Below are 20,418 nucleotides of genomic sequence, written 5' to 3' on the forward strand. Positions count from 1 at the left end.
GAACAGGGTACCGGAGGGGCAGGACATCAGGACGGGCCCTTTGGCCCGTTGTGCCCGGGCAGAGGAGGGCCGCAGGACCTGTCCTGCCTCCTCCCCTGCCCGGGTGTGGGGCGTTAGCGCTCCAGGAGGGACACGTCCCGGACGGCGCCCTTGTCCGCAGAGGTGGCCATGGCGGCGTAGGCACGCAGGGCAGCGGAAACCTGGCGGTCCCGGTCCTTGGGCTTGTACCCGCCGTTGACTTCCAGTTTCTCGCGGCGTTCGGCGAGGATTTCGTCAGAGACCTCCAGCTCCATGGAGCGCTGCGAGATGTTGATGCTGACGATGTCGCCGTCCTCCACCAGCGCGATGGTTCCCCCTGACGCAGCCTCCGGGGAGATGTGGCCGATCGACAGGCCGGACGTACCGCCGGAGAAGCGGCCGTCCGTGATGAGCGCGCACTTCTTGCCCAGGCCGCGGCCCTTGAGGAAGGACGTGGGGTAGAGCATCTCCTGCATGCCCGGACCACCCTTGGGGCCTTCGTAGCGGATCACCACCACGTCGCCTTCCTTGATCTGCTTGTTCAGGATCTTCTCCACGGCTTCGTCCTGGGATTCGCAGACCACAGCCGGCCCGGAGAAGGTCCAGATGGATTCGTCCACGCCGGCGGTCTTCACCACGGCGCCGTCCACGGCAATGTTGCCGCGCAGCACGGCCAGGCCGCCGTCCTTGGAGTAGGCGTGCTCCACCGAGCGGATGCAGCCACCTTCAGCGTCGGTGTCCAGGGAGGTCCACTCGTTCGACTGCGAGAACGCGGTGGAGGACCGGACGCCGCCGGGAGCCGCGTGCCACAGGGCCTGCGCCTCGTCGGTGGCCTTGCCGCCGCGGATGTCCCAGTCGTCCAGCCAGCCGTCCAGGTCGGCGGAGTGCACGGAGTGGACATCCTTGTGCAGGAGGCCGCCGCGGTTCAGCTCGCCCAGCAGGGCCGGGATGCCGCCGGCGCGGTGCACGTCCTCCATGTAGTAGGTCTTGTCCTTGGCCACGTTCGGGGCCACCTTGGCCAGGCAGGGCACCTGGCGGGACTTGGCGTCCATCTCGGCCAGGCCGTAGTCCACGCCGGCCTCCTGGGCCGCGGCCAGCAGGTGCAGGATGGTGTTGGTGGAGCCGCCCATGGAGATGTCCAGCGCCATGGCGTTGTCGAAGGCCTTGGCGGTGGCGATGGAGCGGGGCAGCACGGAGTCGTCGTCGCCGTCGTAATAGCGCTTCACCAGCTCGACGACGGTGGCGCCGGCCTTCTCGTACAGCGCCTTGCGGGCGGTGTGGGTGGCCAGCACGGAGCCGTTGCCCGGCAGGGAGAGGCCGATGGCCTCGGTGAGGCAGTTCATGGAGTTGGCGGTGAACATTCCGGAGCAGGAACCGCAGGTGGGGCAGGCGTTCTCTTCGATGAGGTTGATGTCCGCGTCGGAGATGGACTCATCCACGGCGTCGGCGATCGCGTTGACCAGGTCCAGGGAGCGGACGGAGCCGTCGGTCAGGGTCACGCGGCCGGCTTCCATGGGGCCGCCGGAGACGAAGACTACGGGGATGTTCAGGCGCAGGGCTGCCATGAGCATGCCGGGGGTGATCTTGTCGCAGTTGGAGATGCAGACCAGGGCGTCGGCGCAGTGGGCGTTGACCATGTACTCAACGGAGTCGGCGATCAGGTCGCGGGACGGCAGCGAGTAGAGCATGCCGCTGTGGCCCATGGCGATGCCGTCATCCACGGCGATGGTGTTGAACTCGCGCGGCACGGCGCCGGCGGCGAGGATCGCATCGGAGACGATCCGGCCCACCGGGGCAAGGTGGGTGTGGCCCGGGACGAATTCGGTGAAGGAGTTGGCGACGGCGATGATCGGCTTGCCGATATCGGAGTTGGCGACGCCGGAGGCGCGCAGCAGTGCGCGGGCGCCGGCCATGTTGCGGCCATGGGTGACTGTTTTAGAGCGGAGTGCAGGCATGCTTACCATCCTCTTGCCTTGCAGGGCTGGGTGGAAGACAGCGCTGCTACTAGTAGTAGGAGTACCAGAGTAATAGTATTTTGAGGTGAACAATCCCGGCCGCCGCAAAGAACTGGGGCTCTTCCTCCGGGCCCGGCGCGACCAGGCGCTGCGGGCCGATTACGGCCTGCCGCCCGTGGGCCGCACGCGGGAGCGGGGGCTCCGCCGCGAGGAGGTGGCGTTCCTTTCCGGCGTCAGCGTCACCTGGTACACGTGGCTGGAGCAGGGCCGGGACATCAGCCCGTCACGGCAGGTCCTGGAGGCCATCAGCCGCGCACTGCATCTGTCCAGCACCGGCCTGGGCTACGTCCTGTCGCTGGGCGGCTACGCCTCAGCAGCCCCTGCTGGGCCGGCAGCCGATACCGCCCCGCCCCACATCCAGCGCCTCCTGGATGCCCTGGACCCCAATCCGTCCTTCGCCCTGTTTCCGGACTGGGGCGTGGCAGGGTGGAACAGGGCCTATGCGGCGCTGTACCCCAACATCGCCACGGTGCCGGCGGCGGACCGGAACCTGCTGTGGCTGGTGTTCACGGATCCCTACGTCCGGAACCTGCTGCCGGACTGGGACACCACCAGCAAGCGGTTCCTTGCGGAGTTCCGGGCCGAAACCGGGCAGCGGCTGGGCGATCCGGACATCCAGTACCAGGTGGAACGGCTCAAGGAAGCAAGCCCGGAGTTCCGGCAGGGCTGGGACCTGTACGACATCCTGGGTTTCGAGTCCCGCGAGCGCCTCTTCCACCATCCGGCCGTGGGGGTGCTGCAACTGGAACACCACCAGGTGTCCCCGTCGGACCGGCCGGACCTGCACCTCGTGGTGTACACACCGGCCCCGGGCAGCGACGCCGCAGCGCAGATGAAGTCCCTGCTGTCCGTGGCCGGCTAGGCTTCGTCCGCACCGAGGTAGGCGAGCGCGGCAGCCGCCTGGGCCCTGGTGGCCATGGGGAGGGTGGGCTCGACGGCGGGCAGGAACGACGGCGAGTGGTTGGCAGGGATGTCGGCGTCCACCGTGCCATTCGCCACCGCCCGCCGGTAGGTTTCCGGGGGAACGGAGCCGACCACCCAATAGACGTATGGGATGCCGAAAGCGTCAGGGATGCGGCTGAAGTCCTCTGACGCCGTCTGCGGAGTGGTGCGGTAGACAGCGTCCGTGCCGAAGGCCCTGGTGAAGGCTGCAGTGACCCGGGCGTTGGCCTCCGCATCGTTGCTGGTCAGCGGGTACTGGTCGTAATACTCAAACTCCGGTTCCTGCGGCGAGCCGGCGGCTGCGCACTCGCCCCGTACTATCCGCTCGATGGCGGCCACCATGGCGGCCCGGACGGCAAGGTCGTACGTGCGGAGGTTGAGCAGCAGCTCCACCCGGTCCGGGATGATGTTGGCCGTGGCTCCGGCGCTCACCGAGCCAACAGTCAGCACTGCGAACTCCCCTGGAATCGTTTCGCGGGACACCACGGTCTGCAGGCGGAGGACGATCGAGGCGGCGAGCACCACCGGATCCACGGACTTGTGCGGCATGGAGCCGTGGGCGCCGCGGCCGTGGACGGTAATCCGTACAGAGTCGCCGGCCGAGAGCACCGGGCCCGGCGTGGTGCCGATGGTTCCCGCTTCGGTGGGCATGACGTGCTGGGCCAGCGCGACGTCCGGGCGCGGGATTCCGGCGGCCAGGCCGTCGTCGAGCATTGCCTGCGAGCCTGCGGCCGTCTCCTCTGCCGGCTGGAACAGGGCGGTGTAGGTTCCCCGCCAGGCATCCCGGTGGTCTGCCAGGTACTTTGCCGCGCCGAGCAGCGCGACCACGTGCATGTCGTGAGCGCACGCGTGCATCACCCCCGGGACGGCGGAGGCGTAGCGTGCCCCGGTTGCCTCGGTGACCGGGAGGGCGTCCATGTCGGCCCGGGCCAGGACACCCGGGCCGGGTCCGTTGGCCAGGACGCCCACCACGCCGGTGCCGCCAAAGTGCCGGACGTCGAACCCCCAGGCCGCCAGCTTCGCCGCAACAGCAGCGGAGGTCTGGTGTTCGGCGAGGCCGAGCTCCGGATTCCGGTGGAGCTGTTCGTAGAGCGGGACCTGCCAGGCCAGCTCCTGCTCGATCCCGTCCGCAGCGTTGTTGGCCAGTTCCATCTGAAGGCTCCTTCCGGCCGGCGGCAGCCGGCCCCTCACGGCCACCATAGGCAGCACCCCTGGATGGTGTCCATGGGCAACCAAAAGCGGCCGGCGGCGGGAAATCCCGCCTCCGGCCGCTTCTTGCCCACGGACGCTAGGCCAGCACCCCCTGCCGCACCACGGCCGGCTTGAACTGTGCACCCGCACCCGGGAATACCGGCACCTCGATCCGCGCGTGGGTGTGGACCTCGGTGACCGTGGCCTTGGTGTGCCGGGCAATGTTCTCCATGGTGGTCACCCACATGCCGTCCATTGCCTTCACCCGCTCCATGAGCTGCTCCAGCGCCACGGCTTTGGATGGCCGGCCGGAGATGAACGGGTGGTTGGTGAGGACGAAGCAGCTGCCCTGGGAATGGTGGGCCTCGGCTTCAAGCGTCCACATTTCCAGGACCTTGGCCGGGCTCTCGATCACGCCACTGCCCGTAACGCCCGGGTAGAAGGCGTACTGCTCCCAGTCGTCCAGGGTCCAGTCCACCGGGATCTCAACGATGTCCCGGGGATCATCGGCGGCGACGGCGAAGCGGTAGGGGGCATCGCCGTCGAGCAGGCTGGAATCGTAGAGGAAGCCGCGGTCCGCCAGCAGGCCCGGGGAGTGCCAGTTCAGTTCCCACCACGGTGCGCGGTAGCCCACGGGTCGGACACCTGCGACTTTGGCCAGCGCCTCCAGGCCGCGGTCAATGTAGCTGGCCTCGGTGGCGGCGTCGATGCCCTGCATGGGTTCGTGCAGGTAGCCGTGGTGCGCCACTTCGTGGCCGCCGTCAACAATCTGCCGGACCACGTCCGGGTAGGACTCGGCCGTGAAACCCGGGATGAAGAAGGTGGCCTGGATGTCCTGGCGGGCCAGCATGGCCAGGAGCCGGGGTACCGCGATCTTGGGGCCGTACGACTGGTGGCTCATCAGCGACATGCGCCGGGTGCTGGTGGGATCGTGGGCGATAGTGCAGGATTCGGCGTCCACGTCGAAAGTGAAGGAAGCTGCAGCCTTGAAGCCTTCGGGCCAGGTGATGGGGTGCAGGGGGTCCGCGATGGCGGGGTTGTTCACGGGAAATCCTTTCGGCGGGCGCTGTGGGCGCCCGCCAGGTTCTACGGGATGGTGAGCTTAGAGGGCGGGAAGGGCGGGCGTGCTCTCCGCGCTCCCAGCTTCGGGGGCGGTCGCTCCAGGGGTGGCGTCCACCTTCTGTGCGGCGCGTGGCTCGAGGGCCAGGTAGCGGATGTGCTGGCGCGGGCCGAGGATGGCGTACACCCCGGCGCTGGTCAGGCCGCCGGCCAGCCAGGACAGGTCCCAGCCGCCCAGGGCCACGGCGATGGGGCCCTGCATGATGGGGATCAGTCCGTACATGAACAGCCACGTGGCGAAGATCCCGGCCAGGAGGGAGATGACGCCGGCGAAGTTGACCACCGGCAGCCGCTTTGTGCCGACGCCGTCGAACAGACGGTCGGTTCCGCCCGGCCAGCGCTTCTCCAGCCAGAAGTAGTGCACCAGCATGATTCCGCCCCAGGCGGCCACCCAGGCCACCAGGCCGATCAGCCAGGCGTCGAGTACCGCTGCGAAGTCCTCCTGGAAGATGAAGAAGACGACGGCGCCGAGCGAGAAGACGCCGACGAACAGGTTGAGTTTGCGGCGGCTGATGGAGATGTCCAGGGCCTGGGTGGCCACGGAGAAGGTGTAGATGTTCAGGATGTTGGTGGCGATGGGGCCATGGAGCACCATGAGCAGTACGGGCAGGGCCATGGCGCCGAAGTTCATGACGATGAGCTTGCCGGGATCGATCTCACCGCTGTTGGTGGCAAGGCTGGCGCCCAGGACGCCGAGCCACACCACGGGGATGAACTGGCCCAGGACCGAGGCGAGGTAGACCTTCTTCTTGGGGACGCTTGTGCTGACGAACCGGGAGTAGTCCGCGGCGTAGGTGAACCAGGTGATGCCCCAGCCAATGCCGATGGCGGTCATTACGGCGCTCATGGCCGCGATCCGCTCAGAGCCTTCCAGGACGGCGCCGGCGGGACCGGCGTAGCTCCAGTTGATGTCCATGCCGAACCAGGCCACCGCGGACATGACGGCCAGGATGAGGATGGTGGGCGGCACGGTCCACTTCTCGAAGGCGGCGATGGCCTTGTAGCCGAACCAGGCGATGGCAACCTGAAGGGCCATGATGAAGGTGGCGACGCCGATCTTCCAGCCGTAGTTGGGGGCTTCCGGGTCAACCCAGCCAAGGGTTCCGAAGAGCGCCATGACCAGGTCCAGGATGATCCAGGTGTTCACCGCGCACCAGCCGATGACCAGCAGGGCCTGGATGGCGGCCGGCAGGTAGTTGCCGCGCCGTCCGAATGCCGCCCGGGCCAGGACCATGCCGGTGGCTCCGGTCTTCTGGCCCAGGAGGACGAAGCAGCCAAAGAGCAGCATGCCGATCAGGTTGCCCAGCACCAGCACGGTGATGGTGTCCGCGAGTCCGAGTCCCAGCTGGATACCGAGTGCCCCCAGCACCCAGTTGATGGGTGCCAGGTTGGCGCCCGCCCAGATCCAGAACTGGCCGGATACCTTGCGTGTTCGTGCTGATTCGGGGATGGGCTGCAGCCAGGCTTCGTGGTCCACGGCGCTGTGGTCCTGCGTGGCCTGGTCAGGTTGGCCGTGCGTGGCTGTAGAAAGCTTTTCTTGCATGGGGGCCTCCGTGAGGTGGATAAGTACCAACTAGGCTATGTGGCCCCCATCACAAGCAACAAGATACAATGTGTCGAATAAATCCCCCTACTACGTTACGGACTGTCGTGTCAGTGTTTCTTGGCGAAATACTCGCCCACCCCGCCCTCGCCGCCGCCGATCCCGTGGTCCACCCCCAGGGCGTGGTGGCTGATGCGCAGCCGGTCCGCTGGGTCCACTCCAGTGAGGTGCTGGACATCGCCCCCCTGCTCCGTGGCGGTGAACTGCTGCTCTGCGGCGGGATCACGCTGGCCACCGCCACCCCGGCCAGACGCGGGGACTACGTCCGTGAGCTGGCGCAGCGCGGCGTCGCTGCGCTGGCCATCGAGACCGGCGGTGCACTGCCGGAAATTCCTGCGGACATGCTGCAGACGGCTGAGGAATACGGCCTTCCCGTGGTGGAACTGCGCAAGGTGGTCCCGTTCGTCGGCGTCATGCAGGCCATCAACTCCATGCTGGTCAGCGAGTCGGTGGGGCACCTGCAGCAGGCGGATGCCGCCACGCGCGCCATGGCTGCCGAGCTGGCGCATGGCGCTTCACTGGACAAGATCCTGGGCGTGCTGGCAGGCATCACCGGCTCGGCCGTGAAGCTCACCTCCCCGTGGGGAGTGACCATGGGCAGCGCGGCGCCGGAGGGTTGGAGCAACGGGGTGGACGCGGAAGCCGGAGAAGGAACAGCGGACGACGACGGCACCGGGCCAGGCGGGCACGGCGGCTTTTACCCGGTGGCCGGCGGAACGGTCATCACCGTGGACATCCCCGTGCGCGGGGTCCTCATGGGGCGGCTCGAGGTGCACGTGCCGGATGTCGCGGACACGGCGCTGGCCCAGGTGGCGGGCGAGCGCGCAGTGGACATCCTGGGCCTGGCGCTGCTGCAGCACACGCCTCCGGGACTGCACGCCCTGGCCGGCGCTGAACTGATGCGCGCCGTGCTGAATTCCGCACCGGAGTGGCGCCTCGAGCAGCTGGCCCCCGGCGCCGGCTTCCCCACGGACTCCCCCGCCGTGGTGGCCGCGATCCACGCGGCGGCACCGCAGGAGCTGCGCGGCGCCGTCGAAAACTTCCTGAGCTCGCAGCGGATTCCCTGTGCCGCGTACCTGGATGACACCGAGCTGGTGGTGATGATCGGCCTGCCGTGCACCGAGACGGCCGGCGAGCGGCGGCAGCTCCTGGAATCCCTGCAGGGACTGGAGGGGGACCACGATGCCGTGATCGCCGTCGGGCCGCTGGCAGACGGCGTGGCGGAGGCAGCCTGGTCACTGGCGGAAGCCCGGCGCGCCCTGGAGGTACGGCAGATCCGCCGCCGGAATGCGTCCGCGCGCAGGCGGCACCCGTCCCGGGGCCTGGTTGTGGTTGACGCCCAGGACGCCGCCGTGGAAAGCCTCGCTCTGACCTGCCTGGATGCCTCGTCCAGGGAGGCGTTCGTGAGCCGGCAGTTGCGGGCGGTCCTGGAGCATGATGCGCAGCGGCAGTCCCAGCTGCTGGAGACCCTGCAGGTGTGGCTGGACTCCGGCTGCAATACCGCACAGTCGGCGCGCGAACTGCACCTTGAGCGGCAGTCGATGCACCACCGGCTGCAGCGGATTTTCGAGCTCTGCGGAGGGGATCCGCGCGGGACGGGGCGGCTCGCGGCGCTGCACCTGGCGGCGAGGATGGCCGGGCTGCCCTGACCTCCTGCGGGGCCCCTGCTTCCGGACGTATGCTTGCCTGGCATTTCCCTGTGGCCGGGCCCCGGGTCCGGGCAGCTCGGATGGAAAGGGCGCGGCGGATGGCAAAGCGGAATACTTCCTTAGTGGGTGCGCCGTGCTGGGTCGACACCTGGCAACCGGACCCCCAGGGTGCCAAAGAGTTCTATGGCGGACTGTTCGGCTGGACGTTCGACGATCCGATACAGGTGCCGGGATTCGAGGGCGGGTACTGTCTGGCGCGCCTTGACGGCCGCTCCGTAGGCGGCGTGGGGCAGGCCCCGCCGGGATCACCAGCGGGATGGCTGACCCATATCCGGGTGGGCGATGCCGGGAAGGCTTCAGCGCTGGCGGAACAGGCGGGCGGCCGGCAGCTCGGGGCCATCGGCGCCGGGACCCGTTCGCAACTGGTTGCCGATTCCTCCGGCGTGCTGTTCTGCCTGCGGCAGGCGGGCGTCAATGACGGCGTTGAGCTTGCAGACCAGCCCAATAGCTGGGCCATGAGTTCGCTGCACACCCCGGATCTTGGAAAGGCCCAGGAGTTCTACAGGGCATTGTTCAACTGGGAACTGGCGTCGCCGCCGGACGCCCCGTTTTCACTGTGGCTCCGCGAAGACCAACTGGTGGCCGTGGCTACCCCCGCCGACGGCGTGACTGTTCCTCCACATTGGAGTGTGAACTTCGGGGTCACCGATGCAGACAGGACCGCCGACCGGGCCGTTGCCCTGGGCGGCGGCATTGTCATGGCACCCATGGATACCCCCGGGTTCAGGAGTGCCGTGATCAGCGACCCCTGGGGCGGTGTGGTCGCGGTCAGCGCGGTCACGGAGCAAACCGGCACCCCGCCGGCACGGGCCTGACCAGGCAGCGTCAGCTTCCCGGGCGGCCACCCAGCCGGGTGGTCACCTTGGCGGCGGCGGCGACGCAGGCCTCCCCCAGACTCTCGAACTGTTCCTTGGACACCCGGAACCGCGGCGCCGGAATCAGGACGGCCGCCACAACGTCGCCGCGGTGGTCGCGGACAGGCGCGGCCACGCCCACCTCGTCCATGGACGATTCGCCGTAGTTCCCCGCCCATCCCCGCTGCGCAACATCCTGGAGCCGGACTTCGTACGCTGCCAGTCCGTCGTCGTCCAGTCCCGGAAAGGTGATGGTTCCGCTGCGCAACAGTTCACGCACCCGTTCGGCCGGCAGCGTGGACAGGAACACCTGGACCGAGGCGCTCATCGCGTCACGGTAGCGGGCGCCCAGGGGGGTGGTGTGCTTGATCTGGTGGTGGCTCGCGATCTGCTCCACGCAGATGGCCTCGTCACCGTTCCACAGCATGAGGGCACTGGTTTCGCCGGTCTGCTCGGTCAGCTGCCGCAGGACGGGGTAGGCAACGCGGCGTTCCTCCATCTCGGCCAGCAGCGGTCCGGCGACGGCGATGAGCCCCAGGCCCAGCCGGAACCGCTTGGTTTCCGGGTCGCGTTCCACCAGGTTTTCCTGCTCGAAGGTGGCCAGGATACGGGACACGCTGGACTTGTGCATGCCCACGCGGTTGGCGATTTCCGTGACGCCCAGCAGGGGTTCGTCCGCCGTGAAGGTGCGCAGGACGGCGATGGCGTTGACGACGACGGAGGCTCCTTTGGCGTCCGTCCCGCCGTTGGTGCCGGTTCCGCTGCCGTTGCTGTCTGGGGTTTTCGCAGGAGTCATGGTGGACACCATCTTTCCCTATGGTCGGGGCTGGACACCGAAAGCGGCGCCGTGGTGCACGGCGCCGCTTCGGCTGTTCAGATGGTTATCCCTGGACGATGTTGTGTTCCGGGCCGAACGGGAACTTGGTGATGTTTTCCACCGTGTTGTCCTCGCCGATCACCAGGATGTCGTGCTCGCGGTAGCCGCCGGCGCCCGGCAGGCCGTCCGCCACCGTGATCATGGGCTCCATGGAAACCACCATGCCCGGCTCGAGGACGGTGTCGATGTCCTCGCGCAGCTCCAGGCCGGCTTCGCGGCCGTAGTAGTGGCTCAGGACGCCGAAGGAGTGGCCGTAACCGAAGGTGCGGTTGGCCAGCAGGCCGTGGCTGATGTAGATCTCGTTGAGCTCGGCGGCGATGTCCTTGCAGACGGCGCCGGGCTTGATCAGTTCCAGGCCGCGCTCGTGCACCTCGACGTTGATGTTCCACAGCTCCAGCGAGCGCTCGTCCGGCTGGCCCAGGAAGAGGGTCCGCTCCAGGGCGGTGTAGTAACCGGAGGTCATGGGGAAGCAGTTGAGCGAGAGGATGTCGCCCTGCTGCAGCTTGCGGGTGGTGGCCCAGTTGTGGGCGCCGTCGGTGTTGATGCCGGACTGGAACCACACCCAGGTGTCGCGGACCTCGCGGTCCGGGAAGGTCCTGGCGATCTCGTGCACCATGGCCTCGGTGCCGATGAGGGCCACTTCGTACTCGGAGATGCCTTCGCGGATGGCGTTGCGGATGGCTTCGCCGCCCAGGTCGCCGATGCGGGCGCCGTGCTTGATGACTTCGATTTCCTCGGCGGACTTGATCATGCGCTGGCGCATGGCGTCCTGGGAGACGTCCAGGAGCTGGGCGCCGGGGAACGCCGCGGCGATCTTTTCGCGGGTCAGGCCCGGGAGAAAGTCGTCCTCGACGCCCAGCCGGGTGGCCTTGACGCCTCGCTGGCGCAGGGCTTCCTGGAGGCCGAAGTAGAAGTTGTCGCGGCGCCAGTCGGTGTAGACGATGTTCTCGCCGTAGGAGGTGCGCCACGGCATGCCGGCGTCGATGTTGGCGGTGACGGTGACGGAGTCGTTGGCGGTGACCACCAGGGCGTAGTTGCGGCCGAACGTGGTGTACAGGAAGTCGGAGTAGTACTTGATGCCGTGGTAGCTGGTGAGGATAACCGCGTCCAGCTCCTTGGCGGCCATGATCTTGCGGAGGCCGCCAAGGCGGCGCTCGAACTCTGCGTCGGAGAACGTGAGCTTGCCCTTGGTGCCGTTGTGCAGGACCTTGAGGCGCTCGAGTTCGGCGATGGAGGAGGCGTTGTCGGCAGTGATAGTCACGGGTGGTGCCTTTCTAGTGGGTGCCAGCTGCTGTTGGTGCAGTTGGTGTTGTTTGCGTAGTGAGGTTGGTCTGTGGACCCGGATGGGTCAGGGGCCTCTGGTTGGTCAGAGGTGCTTGAGGGGCTTCCGCGAGGTTTCGGTGGCGAACAGCACGGCCATGAGCGACACGGCGGATGCGGCCACGAGGTACCAGCCCGGCGCCAGCTTGCTCTGGGTCATGCCGATCAGCAGGGTGGCCATGAACGGGGCCGTGCCGCCGAACAGGGCGTTGGAGAGGTTGAAGCTGACGGCGAAGCCGCTGTACCGGACTTTGGTGGGGAACAGTTCGGCCAGGAAACTGGGCAGCGTTCCGTCGTTCAGCGTAAGCATGCCGCCCAGCAGGATCTGGACCAGGACGATCACCAGGAAGTTGCCCGTGTCCAGCAGCATGAAAGCGGGAACAGTCAGCAGCATGAACAGCACGGACGCGGTGATCAGCATGCGCTTGCGGCCGAACCGGTCCGAGGCGAGGCCGGTCAGGAAGATGAAGCCGATATAGCTGGCCAGGGCGATCGTGGTGGCAAGGAAGGATTCGGTGGGCCCGAAGCCAAGTTCCTCGGACAGGTAGGTGGGCATGTAGCTGAGGATGACGTAGAAACCGACGGCGTTGAGCAGCACGGCACCGCAGGCGATCAGCAGCTGTTTGCGATAGGTCCGGAACATGTCCAGCGCAGGGGCTTTGGGAGCGGATTCCTCCTGGTCGGCCAGTGCGCGGAAAGCGGGGGTGTCCTCCAGCTTGGTGCGGATGTAGCGGCCAATCAGACCCATGGGGGCGGCCAGCAGGAAGGGCAGCCGCCAGCCCCACTCGTGCAGCTGGTCGGTGCTGAGCACTGAGCTGAGGAGCGCCGCGATCAGTGAACCCAGGAGCAGGCCCGCGGCGGTACTGGCGGGAACGACGGCGGCATAGAGTCCGCGGCGGTTGGCCGGCGCGTATTCCACCAGGAAGGCTGATGCTCCGGCGTATTCGCCGGCCGCCGAGAAGCCCTGGACCACGCGGACCAGGAGCAGCAGGACCGGGGCCAGCATGCCGATGGTTCCGTAACCGGGGATGAGGGCGATGCAGAAGGTTGAGACGGACATGATGACGATGGACAGGGACAGCGCCTTGCGCCGGCCGAGCTTGTCGCCGATGTGACCCCAGAAGAAGCCACCCAGGGGACGGACGAAGAACGAGATGGCAAAGACGGCGAAAGTAGCCAGCAGCGCGGTCTGCCGATCGGCCTCAGGGAAGAACACTGAGGAAATTACTGCGGCCAGATAGCCGTACACCGCGTAGTCGAACCATTCGACAAAGTTGCCGATGAAGCTCGCAGTGACCACCCGGCGTCGAACGTCCTTGCTGGCAACGGCGTTGTCCATGCCGCCACCAGCCCCGGCAGGAGCGTTGGCGTCAGCGGCAACCATCCCTGCCTCGGGTGAGTTTTGTTGGGTACTCATGAAACCACCAATGAAAGTTGGAGTTGCATTGCTTGCAACGTGGTTGCTTCAAGATAGGCCGTGACGCGCAACACAGTCAAGAGGTTTCACAATGATTAATCCCCGGGATCCGCACATCATGACGACAAGGCCGACGGCACGATATCCAATCAGGAACGAAAGCCTTTGTTGCAGTAAAAACAACAGAGTTGTAACACACGCGAATTCTGGCCTTAACGCAATAGTGGCCGCCAAGCGGGAAGGCTTGGCGGCCACTGTTGGGCAAAGGCATGGACGGCTGTTACCGCAACGGAACGGCTTCCCCTGCTATCACCGGATGGTCCCGGTGCAGGTTCCCAACGGCTGATGCACCCTGCGGTGACCCCAGCTCCGAGAAGAACTCCACGTTCGCCAGGACGTAGTCCGCCCATTCATCGGGGACGTCGTCGGAAAAGTAGATCGCCTCCACCGGGCACACGGGATCACAGGCACCGCAGTCCACGCATTCCGATGGGTGAATGTAGAGCGAACGTTCGCCCTCGTAGATGCAGTCCACCGGGCACTCCTGGATACAGGCCTTGTCCTTCACATCCACGCAGGGCTGGGCGATCACATAGGTCATGGCAGCTACACACCCGTGTACACGGTCTTGGCCCACGTGAAGAACTCCAGGGCGGACCTGCCCTGTTCGCGGAACGTGTTGGTTGAGGAGTCCTTGACGCCGCCGAACGGCACGTTCAGGTCCAGCCCGGCGGTGGGGCGGTTGACTTTGATCACGCCGGCCTGGGCCCTTGCGGAGAAGTCGGTGGCCAAGGCCAGCGAATCCGTGCAGATGCCGGCGGTCAGGCCGTAGCGGGAGTCATTGATGGCGGCCACGCCTGCCTCGTAGTCAGCCACCTCCAGGACCGCCACCACGGGACCGAATATCTCCTCGGTCACGGCCTGATCGTCGAAGGCCAGGTCGGTGAGCACGGCGGCGGGGAAGAACAGCGCTTCGGAGGAGTCGCCATCGTGCTTTCCGTGCAGGAGGGTTGCACCGCGTTCGACGGCACCGCGCACCGCTGCTTGGTCCTGCTCGAACTGCTGCGGGCTCACCACCGCACCCATGGCCGACTCCAGGCCGTCGCCCGGCGTGTACTTGGCGGCTTCCGCCACGAGGGCGTCGAGGAAGGCGGCGCGGATACCGGGGGTAACGTACACCCGGGACGTGGCGGTGCAGGCCTGCCCGGTGAGGCCGAAGGCCCCGGCAGCCACCACCTGGGCTGCCTTGCGCGGGTCCGCGTCATCTAGGACCAGGACGCCGTTCTTGCCGCCCATCTCCAGCTGCACGCGGGCGCGCCGGCCGTTGAGGATCTCCTGGAGGCCCAGGCCCACGTTGGTGGAACCGGTGAAGGACATACCGGCAATACGGGGATCGCGGGCCAAAGCATCGCCCACCACGCGGCCCTTGCCGTGCACCACGTTGAATACGCCCGCCGGCAGTCCTGCGTCCTGGAGGGCGCGGGCCAGGTGCGTGGCGGACAACGGAGTGAGCTCCGCGGGCTTGATCACAACGGCATTGCCGCTGATCAGTGCCGGCGCGGCCTTCCAGGCCGGGATGGCGATGGGGAAGTTCCAGGGCGTGATCAAGCCGACGACGCCCAGCGGCTCGCGCCGCGTCGTGATGGTGGTGTCCGGCAGCCCGCTCGGCAGCACTTCGCCGCTGGCGGCCCAGCCGAGTGAACCGAAAAAGCGCAGCACGTCGGAGGCGCGTTTCACTTCGCCCTTGGCTTCGGCCAGGGTTTTGCCTTCCTCCCGGACCAGGTCCTCGGCGATGGTGCCCTGCCGTTCGACCAGCAGGTTTCCCGCGGTGATGAGGATGGCTCCGCGGGAGGGGGCGGGCAGTGCGGCCCAGGCCGGCTGCGCGGCTGCGGCGGCGGCAATGGCGGCGTCAACGTCCGCGGCGGTTCCGCTGGGTGACAGTGCCGCCAGCTCATCCGGCCGGGCGGGGTTCATGCGCCGGGTGTCCGCCTCACCAAGCCATTGGCCGTTGATGAGGTGCTGGGCGGTGAGGTGCGCGTGGGCGGTGGAAGTTTCGGCGGCAAGTGCGGTGGAGGTCATGGTGTTCCTTCAGGATGTTGGGTGTGGCTAGAGGCTGCGGATGAGGCCGCCGTCGCACCGCAGTGCCACGCCGGTGATGTACGACGCCGGGGCGCTGCACAGGAAGGCGGCAGCGGCGCCGAATTCGGCGGGTTCCCCATACCGCCGCGCGGGGATGGTTTTCCGGGACTCGAGCCGGATCTCTTCCAGCGTGGTGCCGCGGCGCTTGGCGGCGGCCTGGTCCAGCTCTGTGACGCGGTCCGTGGCGATCCTTCCCGGCAGGAGGAGGTTCACTGTCACCCCGTCCAGCGCCACCTCGGCGGCGAGCGTCTTGAGGTAGGCAGCAAGCGCGGCGCGCCCGGTGTTGGAGATGGCCAAATTGGGCAGCGGCGCTGCCACGCCGCTTGACCCGACGGCCAGGATCCTCCCCCAGCGCCGCTCGCGCATGCCGGGAAGTGTCAGGGCCACCAGTGCCTGGTGTGGCTTGACCAGGGTGTCGAATGCCGCGGCGATGTCCTCGGAGCCCAGGGTGGCAGCGGCGCCGGGCTTGGGGCCGGGCCCGTTGAGGACCAGGATGTCGATGGGACCCAGGCCGGATTCGGTCTGGGCTACTGCCGCCTCCACTCCGCCCTGAACGGTGAGGTCGGCTTCGACGGCGATGGCCGCGAAACCGGGATTGCCGCCGTATGCTGCCTGCAGCTCGCCCACGATCTCATCGGCCCGGTCCCGCCGCCGGCCCACGATGGCAACTTTGGCCCCTTCCGCAGCCAGCGCCCGAGCCACGGCGAGTCCCAGCCCTCCGGTGGAGGCGGCCACCAGCACTGTCCGTCCGACGATGCCCATGTCCATCAGAGGCTCCCGGCCGTAATGGGGGCACTGGTGAGCTTCAGTGCCGTGGCGGCTTCGCGGAGGTGAGCGGTCATGGCGTGGCGCAGGTTCTCGGGGAAGGCAGCCGCCGGGGCCCGGACGCCTGAGTCCTTGATCCAGCCCCGTTCCCGCAGGCATTCCTTGCGGATGGCCAGTGCCACCTTGGCCTGCTGCTCGAAGTTGATGAGCGGCAGGTAGGGCACCAGTTGGGCCGCGGCAGCCGCGTACCCTTCCCGCCGCCAGGCCCGGACGCAGGCGATGAGCGCCTCGGGGTAGGAGAATCCCGTCATGGCGCCCGCCGCCCCGGCCAGGAGCTCGTCCAGCAGTCCCTGGCCGCCGAGGCCACCGAACACTGAGATTCCTGTAGCAGCACTGAGCGTGCCGATGGCCACGCTGGTGGGCGGCGCCTCGGCCTTGATGGCAACAACGGACGGGCTTGCTTTGACCACTGTAATGAGCGCGTCGGTGGAGATGGTGACGCCGCTGGCGAGGGGATAATCCTGCAGCACCACCTTGACGCCGGTGGCACGGTGGATGGCGTCCAGATGGGCGGCCACCACCTCCGGTTTTGGCGAGTTGGCCTGCACCATGACAGCAGTAAGGCGGTGGCCGGCCACCTGTTGGGCTGCACGGATTTCCTCGATAGCCGGCCGGGTGGCCAGTGCCGTCACTCCCACCACCAGGGGCAGGCTGGTGCATTCGACGGCGATTTCCAGCACCTGCCGCCGCTCCTCCGCAATGAGGGCGGCAGCCTCGCCGAAAACGCCCAGGACGGTCAGGCCGGTGGCGCCGATGGTTTCGTAGCGTTCCACGAGGTCCGAGAGGCTGTCCAGGTCCAGGTCCAGGGTGCTGCCCTGGAACGGGGTGGCAACAACGCCCCACACGCCCGGGGCCAGGGATTCACGGTTTTCAGGCGCGGCGGATTGCGGCATGAGTGGTCCTTCTTTTGTTGGAACTCTTAGTGGGAAACGTGTATTCAGCGGCCCGGCCACACCGGCGGACGTTTTTCCTGGAACGCGCGGACGCCTTCGGCGGAGTCTTCGCTGTCCAGGGCGGCCATGAGGGCGGGCAGCCGGAGACCGCGTGCTTCGGCGGCCGTCAGGTGCGAAGTCCGGGCAGCCATCTGCTTGACCGCCCGGACGGAGGTGGGGGCGCAGGCGAGGATCTGGTCCACCCAGCGCTGCACTGCGTCGTCGAGTTCGTCAGCAGGAACCACTTCGTTGACCAGGCCCATGGCCTGCATTTCGGCGGCGTCGGCTTTCCGGCCGGTGAGCAGCATGCCCATGGCCTGGGTGTAGGGGACGCGGCGCAGCAACTGGTGGATGCCGCCGTCGAGCGCCAAGCGCCCCACCCGGGGCTCCGTCAGCCCGAACTTCGCGCTGTCCACGGCCACCACGATGTCCGCGCCCAGGACGATCTCCATCCCGCCGCCCAGCGCGTAGCCGTTGACCTTGGCGATCACGGGGACGTCCAGTGTGGTGCGCAGGCTCAATCCGCCGAAGCCGTTGGGGTCCAGGCCGGCCCAATACTCCAGGCCGGTCTTATCCACCGCGGACGCGGACATGTCCGCTCCGACGCAGAAGGCACGGGACCCGGCACCGGTGATGACCACGGTCCGCACTGACGGGTCCTGTTCCAGCTGGTCCCAAATCCGGTTGAGCCGGGCCTGCGCGGTACCGTCGACGGCGTTCAGGACATGCTGGCGGTCGATAGTGACGGTTGCGACGCCGTCATTGATCAAGAGGGTGACCTCGTCAACCCGCTCTGCCACTGCCGTCACCGCAGGACTCCCAGCTGCTGAAGCCGGGCAATCGCCTCGGCGTCGAAGCCGTTCTCCAGCAGGACCTCCACGTTGTGCTCCCCCAGGCGGGGGGCGGCGCGGCGGATACTGGGCGGAGTGGCGGAGAGCCGGATGGGCGCGTTGAGCATCTTCACGGTCCCCACCCGCGGGTGTTCAGCCTCCACGATCATGCCGTTCGCCTCGGTCTGGGCATCAGCGAGCGCCTGTTCCAACGTGTGGACGGGAGCGTTGAGCAGTCCCTGTTCCTCCAGTTTCCCGGTCCAGTACTCGGTGGTGTTGGCGGCGAAGTGCTCCCGGAAGATGGCCTGCAGGGCGGGCTTGTTCTTGAACTGCTGCTCCAGGGTAGCGAACCCGGGGCGTTCGGTGAGGTCCTCGTCCAGGCCCAGGGCGTCGGAGATCCTCGCCAGCGGGTCAGGGGTAAAGCCGCCCACCATGCACACGGCACCGTCGGTGGTTTCGAAGACGCCGCTCAGTGGCATGGCGCCCCAGTTGACCTCATAGCCGCGGTTGAGCTGCATGCAGGCCTCCTGCATCTGCAGGTGCAGCATGGAGTCGTACATGGTCACCTCCACTTTCTGCCCCACGCCTGATGCCTGGCGCGTCCGCAGCGCCAGCAGGATGCCCTGCATGAGGTGCATGCCGGTGATGTAGTCGCAGAGCGTGGTGGGGTAGATCGCGGGCTTCTGGTCATCCGATTCGCGCCGCCACATCACACCGGAGTACGCCTGGGCAATCGCATCCTGGCCGCCCTTGTGCGAGTACGGTCCCACCGGGCCGAAACCGGTGCCGGAGGCCCAGATGATGCCGGGGTTATTCGTCTTGAGCTCCTCGTAGCCGAAGCCCATCCGCTCCATGACGCCGGAGCGGAAGTTGCTGACCACCACGTCGGCGTCGGCCAGGAGCCGGTGCAGCACCTCGCGGCCTTCGTCGGTCCGCGTGTCCACGGAGACGCTGCGCTTGTTGCGGTTGATGGACAGGAAGATCGGGTTGTCCTGGCCGTCCTGGTCCGGGAACGAGTTACGGGAGATGTCACCCGCGCCGGGCCGCTCCACCTTGATGATGTCCGCGCCGTAGTCGCCCAGCAGCTGGGTGCAGGACGGGCCCATGAACACCTGGGTGAAGTCGACGATCCGGATGCCCTCCAGCGGAAGGGGCACCGGTGACGCAGCGGCCTTGGCGCCCGCCGCCGTCGTGCGTTCCTCCACCCGCTCTACCGTTGCCGCGCTCACGCCAGGACCGCCACTTCGGCGTCCAGGGTGGCGTTCGACGACGGGACGTCGCCGGGGTCCGCGCCGTGCCGGCGCATCCCCTGCTGGATGTCCGCTGCCGCCACGTCGCGGACCAGCACGCCGGATTCGACGGCGAGAGCGGCGGCGACGCCGACGGCCTGTCCCATGGCCATGCAGGGCGGGATCTCGCGGGACATCTTCTGCGCCTCCGGGGTGGCGGAGTAGTGGCGGCCGGCCACCAGCAACTGGTCCACTTCCTTGGGCAGCAGCGAGCGGTACGGGTAGTAGTAGTCCCGGCCGCGGGCCACGCTGTCCTGGAAGTGGCGGCGGGACGTGACGTCATCCTTGGTCATAACGTACTCGCCCTGCAGCAGGCGGGTCTGGCGGACGCCCATCTGGGAGGCGACGTCCAGCATGTAGCACTTTTCGAATCCGGGGAGGTTGGCCCGGACGTAGTCCACGGCCTCGGAGATCTTGTCCCGGGCGGAGAACTCGGCGGCGGTCATGTCCGCCGGATCCACGCCGTCGTATCCGGTCATGTGCGGGGCGTTGCACCAGACCACGCCGTCGATGGGGGTCTTGAGCCACCACAGCTCCCAGGCCCCGCCCAAGAGGCGCTTGATCTTGCGGTTGATGGCGCGCGCTTCCTTGGGGTTGGCCTGCTCGAAGGCTTCTGCAGCGGCGGTGTCCACGTTGCCCAGCCGGAACACGAGGGTGGTGAGGTAGTTGTCCTTGGCGTAGCTGGCGCCGGCGCGGGAGGCCACGTCGATGTCGCCGGTGGTGTCGATGACCACGTCCGCCATGAAGGCCTGCGGGCCGAGCTTGGTTTCGCAGATGACGCCCTTGATGACGCCGTTGTCCACGATGGGGCGGGAGAACCAGGAGTGCAGCCGCAGGTCCACGCCGGCCTCGCGGACCAGGTCGTTCGAGACGCGCTTCCAGCCGTCAGGGTCGAACGCGGCGGCGTAGCAGATGGGCTTGGGATTGGTGTGGGAGTGGAAGTCGAAGGTGCCGTAGCGGCCCCACTTGTTCCAGAGTTCCTCGGAGGTGCGGCGGTCCTCGGCGGGCGGGACGATGGCCAGGCCCAGTTTCTGCAGGCGTTCCACGTATTCGGACACGATGCCGGTGACGGTGATGTCCTGGCCGTTAATCATGTCATCCAGGACCAGCACCATGCCGCCGGAGGCCAGGCCACCCAGGGAGGAGTAGCGCTCCAGGAGGGTCACCTTGGCGCCGGAGCGGGCGGCGGTGACGGCAGCGGCCACGCCTGCGGGGCCACCACCAACCACAAGGACGTTGGACCGGGAAATCACCGGGGCGGTGAGGTCCGCCGTGGTGGTGGAGAGCTCCAGGGAACCGGTTTTGGGCGCGGCGAAGCTGGGTGTGTTGTTCATGAGG

Annotated in this window: 17 protein-coding genes; 3 read left to right on the plus strand and 14 right to left on the minus strand. The window is 67.5% G+C overall.

Translation table 11 applies throughout. The annotated features are described in order from the left end of the window. Positions 1–113 precede the first annotated feature (113 nt). The gene (gene ilvD / locus LDO22_RS11005) at positions 114–1,973 is read right to left on the minus strand and encodes a dihydroxy-acid dehydratase (protein WP_159630514.1); all 1,860 of its coding nucleotides are present in this window, start codon (positions 1,971–1,973) and stop codon (positions 114–116) included. Between the two features lie 85 nt (positions 1,974–2,058). On the opposite strand from ilvD, the gene LDO22_RS11010 reads away from it, so the two are divergent. Next, a complete protein-coding gene (locus tag LDO22_RS11010; protein ID WP_224027115.1) occupies positions 2,059–2,895 on the plus strand; it encodes a helix-turn-helix transcriptional regulator in 837 nt (278 codons plus the stop codon). Here LDO22_RS11010 and LDO22_RS11015 read toward each other — a convergent pair. The 3 genes from LDO22_RS11015 to LDO22_RS11025 all read right to left on the minus strand — a co-directional run bounded on the left by LDO22_RS11015 (position 2,892) and on the right by LDO22_RS11025 (position 6,828). After that, on the minus strand, positions 2,892–4,127 hold the full coding sequence (locus tag LDO22_RS11015; protein ID WP_224027116.1) for an amidohydrolase: 1,236 nt from the start codon (positions 4,125–4,127) through the stop codon (positions 2,892–2,894). The two genes, LDO22_RS11010 and LDO22_RS11015, sit on opposite strands and share 4 nt — an antisense overlap. Before the next feature lie 136 nt (positions 4,128–4,263). After that, positions 4,264–5,211, minus strand: a complete 948-nt coding sequence (locus LDO22_RS11020; protein ID WP_224027117.1) for a polysaccharide deacetylase — start codon at positions 5,209–5,211, stop codon at positions 4,264–4,266. A gap of 57 nt (positions 5,212–5,268) precedes the next feature. Further along, the gene (locus LDO22_RS11025; protein WP_224027118.1) at positions 5,269–6,828 is read right to left on the minus strand and encodes a cytosine permease; all 1,560 of its coding nucleotides are present in this window, start codon (positions 6,826–6,828) and stop codon (positions 5,269–5,271) included. A gap of 107 nt (positions 6,829–6,935) precedes the next feature. Here LDO22_RS11025 and LDO22_RS11030 point away from each other — a divergent pair, with 107 nt between their 5' ends. Next, entirely contained in the window at positions 6,936–8,537 is a 1,602-nt protein-coding gene (locus tag LDO22_RS11030) for a PucR family transcriptional regulator (RefSeq protein WP_224027119.1), read from the plus strand. A gap of 122 nt (positions 8,538–8,659) precedes the next feature. Next, positions 8,660–9,412: a VOC family protein gene (locus LDO22_RS11035; protein WP_224027120.1), complete on the plus strand. Its 753-nt coding sequence runs from the start codon at positions 8,660–8,662 to the stop codon at positions 9,410–9,412. A 10-nt stretch (positions 9,413–9,422) separates the two neighbouring features. Here LDO22_RS11035 and LDO22_RS11040 read toward each other — a convergent pair whose 3' ends face one another. From LDO22_RS11040 to LDO22_RS11085, 10 genes are all read right to left on the minus strand, one after another. Next, the gene (locus LDO22_RS11040; protein ID WP_224023088.1) at positions 9,423–10,247 is read right to left on the minus strand and encodes an IclR family transcriptional regulator; all 825 of its coding nucleotides are present in this window, start codon (positions 10,245–10,247) and stop codon (positions 9,423–9,425) included. Between the two features lie 85 nt (positions 10,248–10,332). Then, positions 10,333–11,589, minus strand: coding sequence for an aminopeptidase P family protein (locus tag LDO22_RS11045; RefSeq protein ID WP_159630498.1), 1,257 nt, complete (start codon positions 11,587–11,589; stop codon positions 10,333–10,335). Positions 11,590–11,694: 105 nt separating this feature from the next. Next, complete coding sequence (locus LDO22_RS11050; protein ID WP_224027221.1) at positions 11,695–12,987, minus strand: MFS transporter; 1,293 nt, start codon at positions 12,985–12,987, stop codon at positions 11,695–11,697. 358 nt (positions 12,988–13,345) lie between these two features. Continuing rightward, positions 13,346–13,666, minus strand: a complete 321-nt coding sequence (gene fdxA / locus LDO22_RS11055) for a ferredoxin (RefSeq protein WP_159630494.1) — start codon at positions 13,664–13,666, stop codon at positions 13,346–13,348. Positions 13,667–13,671: 5 nt separating this feature from the next. Beyond that, positions 13,672–15,144 (minus strand): aldehyde dehydrogenase family protein, encoded by a 1,473-nt coding sequence (locus LDO22_RS11060; RefSeq protein ID WP_224023090.1) that lies wholly within the window; start codon positions 15,142–15,144, stop codon positions 13,672–13,674. Positions 15,145–15,171: 27 nt separating this feature from the next. Next, positions 15,172–15,972 (minus strand): SDR family oxidoreductase, encoded by an 801-nt coding sequence (locus LDO22_RS11065; RefSeq protein WP_224023092.1) that lies wholly within the window; start codon positions 15,970–15,972, stop codon positions 15,172–15,174. After that, complete coding sequence (locus LDO22_RS11070; protein WP_224023095.1) at positions 15,972–16,922, minus strand: dihydrodipicolinate synthase family protein; 951 nt, start codon at positions 16,920–16,922, stop codon at positions 15,972–15,974. Before LDO22_RS11070 ends, LDO22_RS11065 begins: the two co-directional genes overlap by 1 nt. Before the next feature lie 44 nt (positions 16,923–16,966). Continuing rightward, entirely contained in the window at positions 16,967–17,770 is an 804-nt protein-coding gene (locus LDO22_RS11075) for an enoyl-CoA hydratase-related protein (RefSeq protein WP_159630486.1), read from the minus strand. After that, complete coding sequence (locus LDO22_RS11080; protein ID WP_159630484.1) at positions 17,767–19,020, minus strand: CaiB/BaiF CoA-transferase family protein; 1,254 nt, start codon at positions 19,018–19,020, stop codon at positions 17,767–17,769. The genes LDO22_RS11075 and LDO22_RS11080 overlap by 4 nt, the downstream gene beginning before the upstream one ends. After that, positions 19,017–20,414: an FAD-dependent oxidoreductase gene (locus LDO22_RS11085; protein WP_224023097.1), complete on the minus strand. Its 1,398-nt coding sequence runs from the start codon at positions 20,412–20,414 to the stop codon at positions 19,017–19,019. The genes LDO22_RS11080 and LDO22_RS11085 overlap by 4 nt, the downstream gene beginning before the upstream one ends. Positions 20,415–20,418: the final 4 nt, after the last annotated feature.

It is taken from the genome of Arthrobacter sp. NicSoilC5, from assembly GCF_019977395.1.
GTDB lineage: Bacteria > Actinomycetota > Actinomycetes > Actinomycetales > Micrococcaceae > Arthrobacter.

Coding starts and splice junctions, on each gene's coding strand:
- LDO22_RS11065 (WP_224023092.1), bottom strand. CDS start 15,972: ATGGACATGGGCATCGTCGGACGGACAGTGCTGGTGGCCGCCTCCACC.
- LDO22_RS11085 (WP_224023097.1), bottom strand. CDS start 20,414: ATGAACAACACACCCAGCTTCGCCGCGCCCAAAACCGGTTCCCTGGAG.
- LDO22_RS11025 (WP_224027118.1), bottom strand. CDS start 6,828: ATGCAAGAAAAGCTTTCTACAGCCACGCACGGCCAACCTGACCAGGCC.
- LDO22_RS11015 (WP_224027116.1), bottom strand. CDS start 4,127: ATGGAACTGGCCAACAACGCTGCGGACGGGATCGAGCAGGAGCTGGCC.
- LDO22_RS11040 (WP_224023088.1), bottom strand. CDS start 10,247: ATGACTCCTGCGAAAACCCCAGACAGCAACGGCAGCGGAACCGGCACC.
- LDO22_RS11050 (WP_224027221.1), bottom strand. CDS start 12,987: ATGGACAACGCCGTTGCCAGCAAGGACGTTCGACGCCGGGTGGTCACT.
- ilvD (WP_159630514.1), bottom strand. CDS start 1,973: ATGCCTGCACTCCGCTCTAAAACAGTCACCCATGGCCGCAACATGGCC.
- fdxA (WP_159630494.1), bottom strand. CDS start 13,666: ATGACCTATGTGATCGCCCAGCCCTGCGTGGATGTGAAGGACAAGGCC.
- LDO22_RS11070 (WP_224023095.1), bottom strand. CDS start 16,922: ATGCCGCAATCCGCCGCGCCTGAAAACCGTGAATCCCTGGCCCCGGGC.
- LDO22_RS11060 (WP_224023090.1), bottom strand. CDS start 15,144: ATGACCTCCACCGCACTTGCCGCCGAAACTTCCACCGCCCACGCGCAC.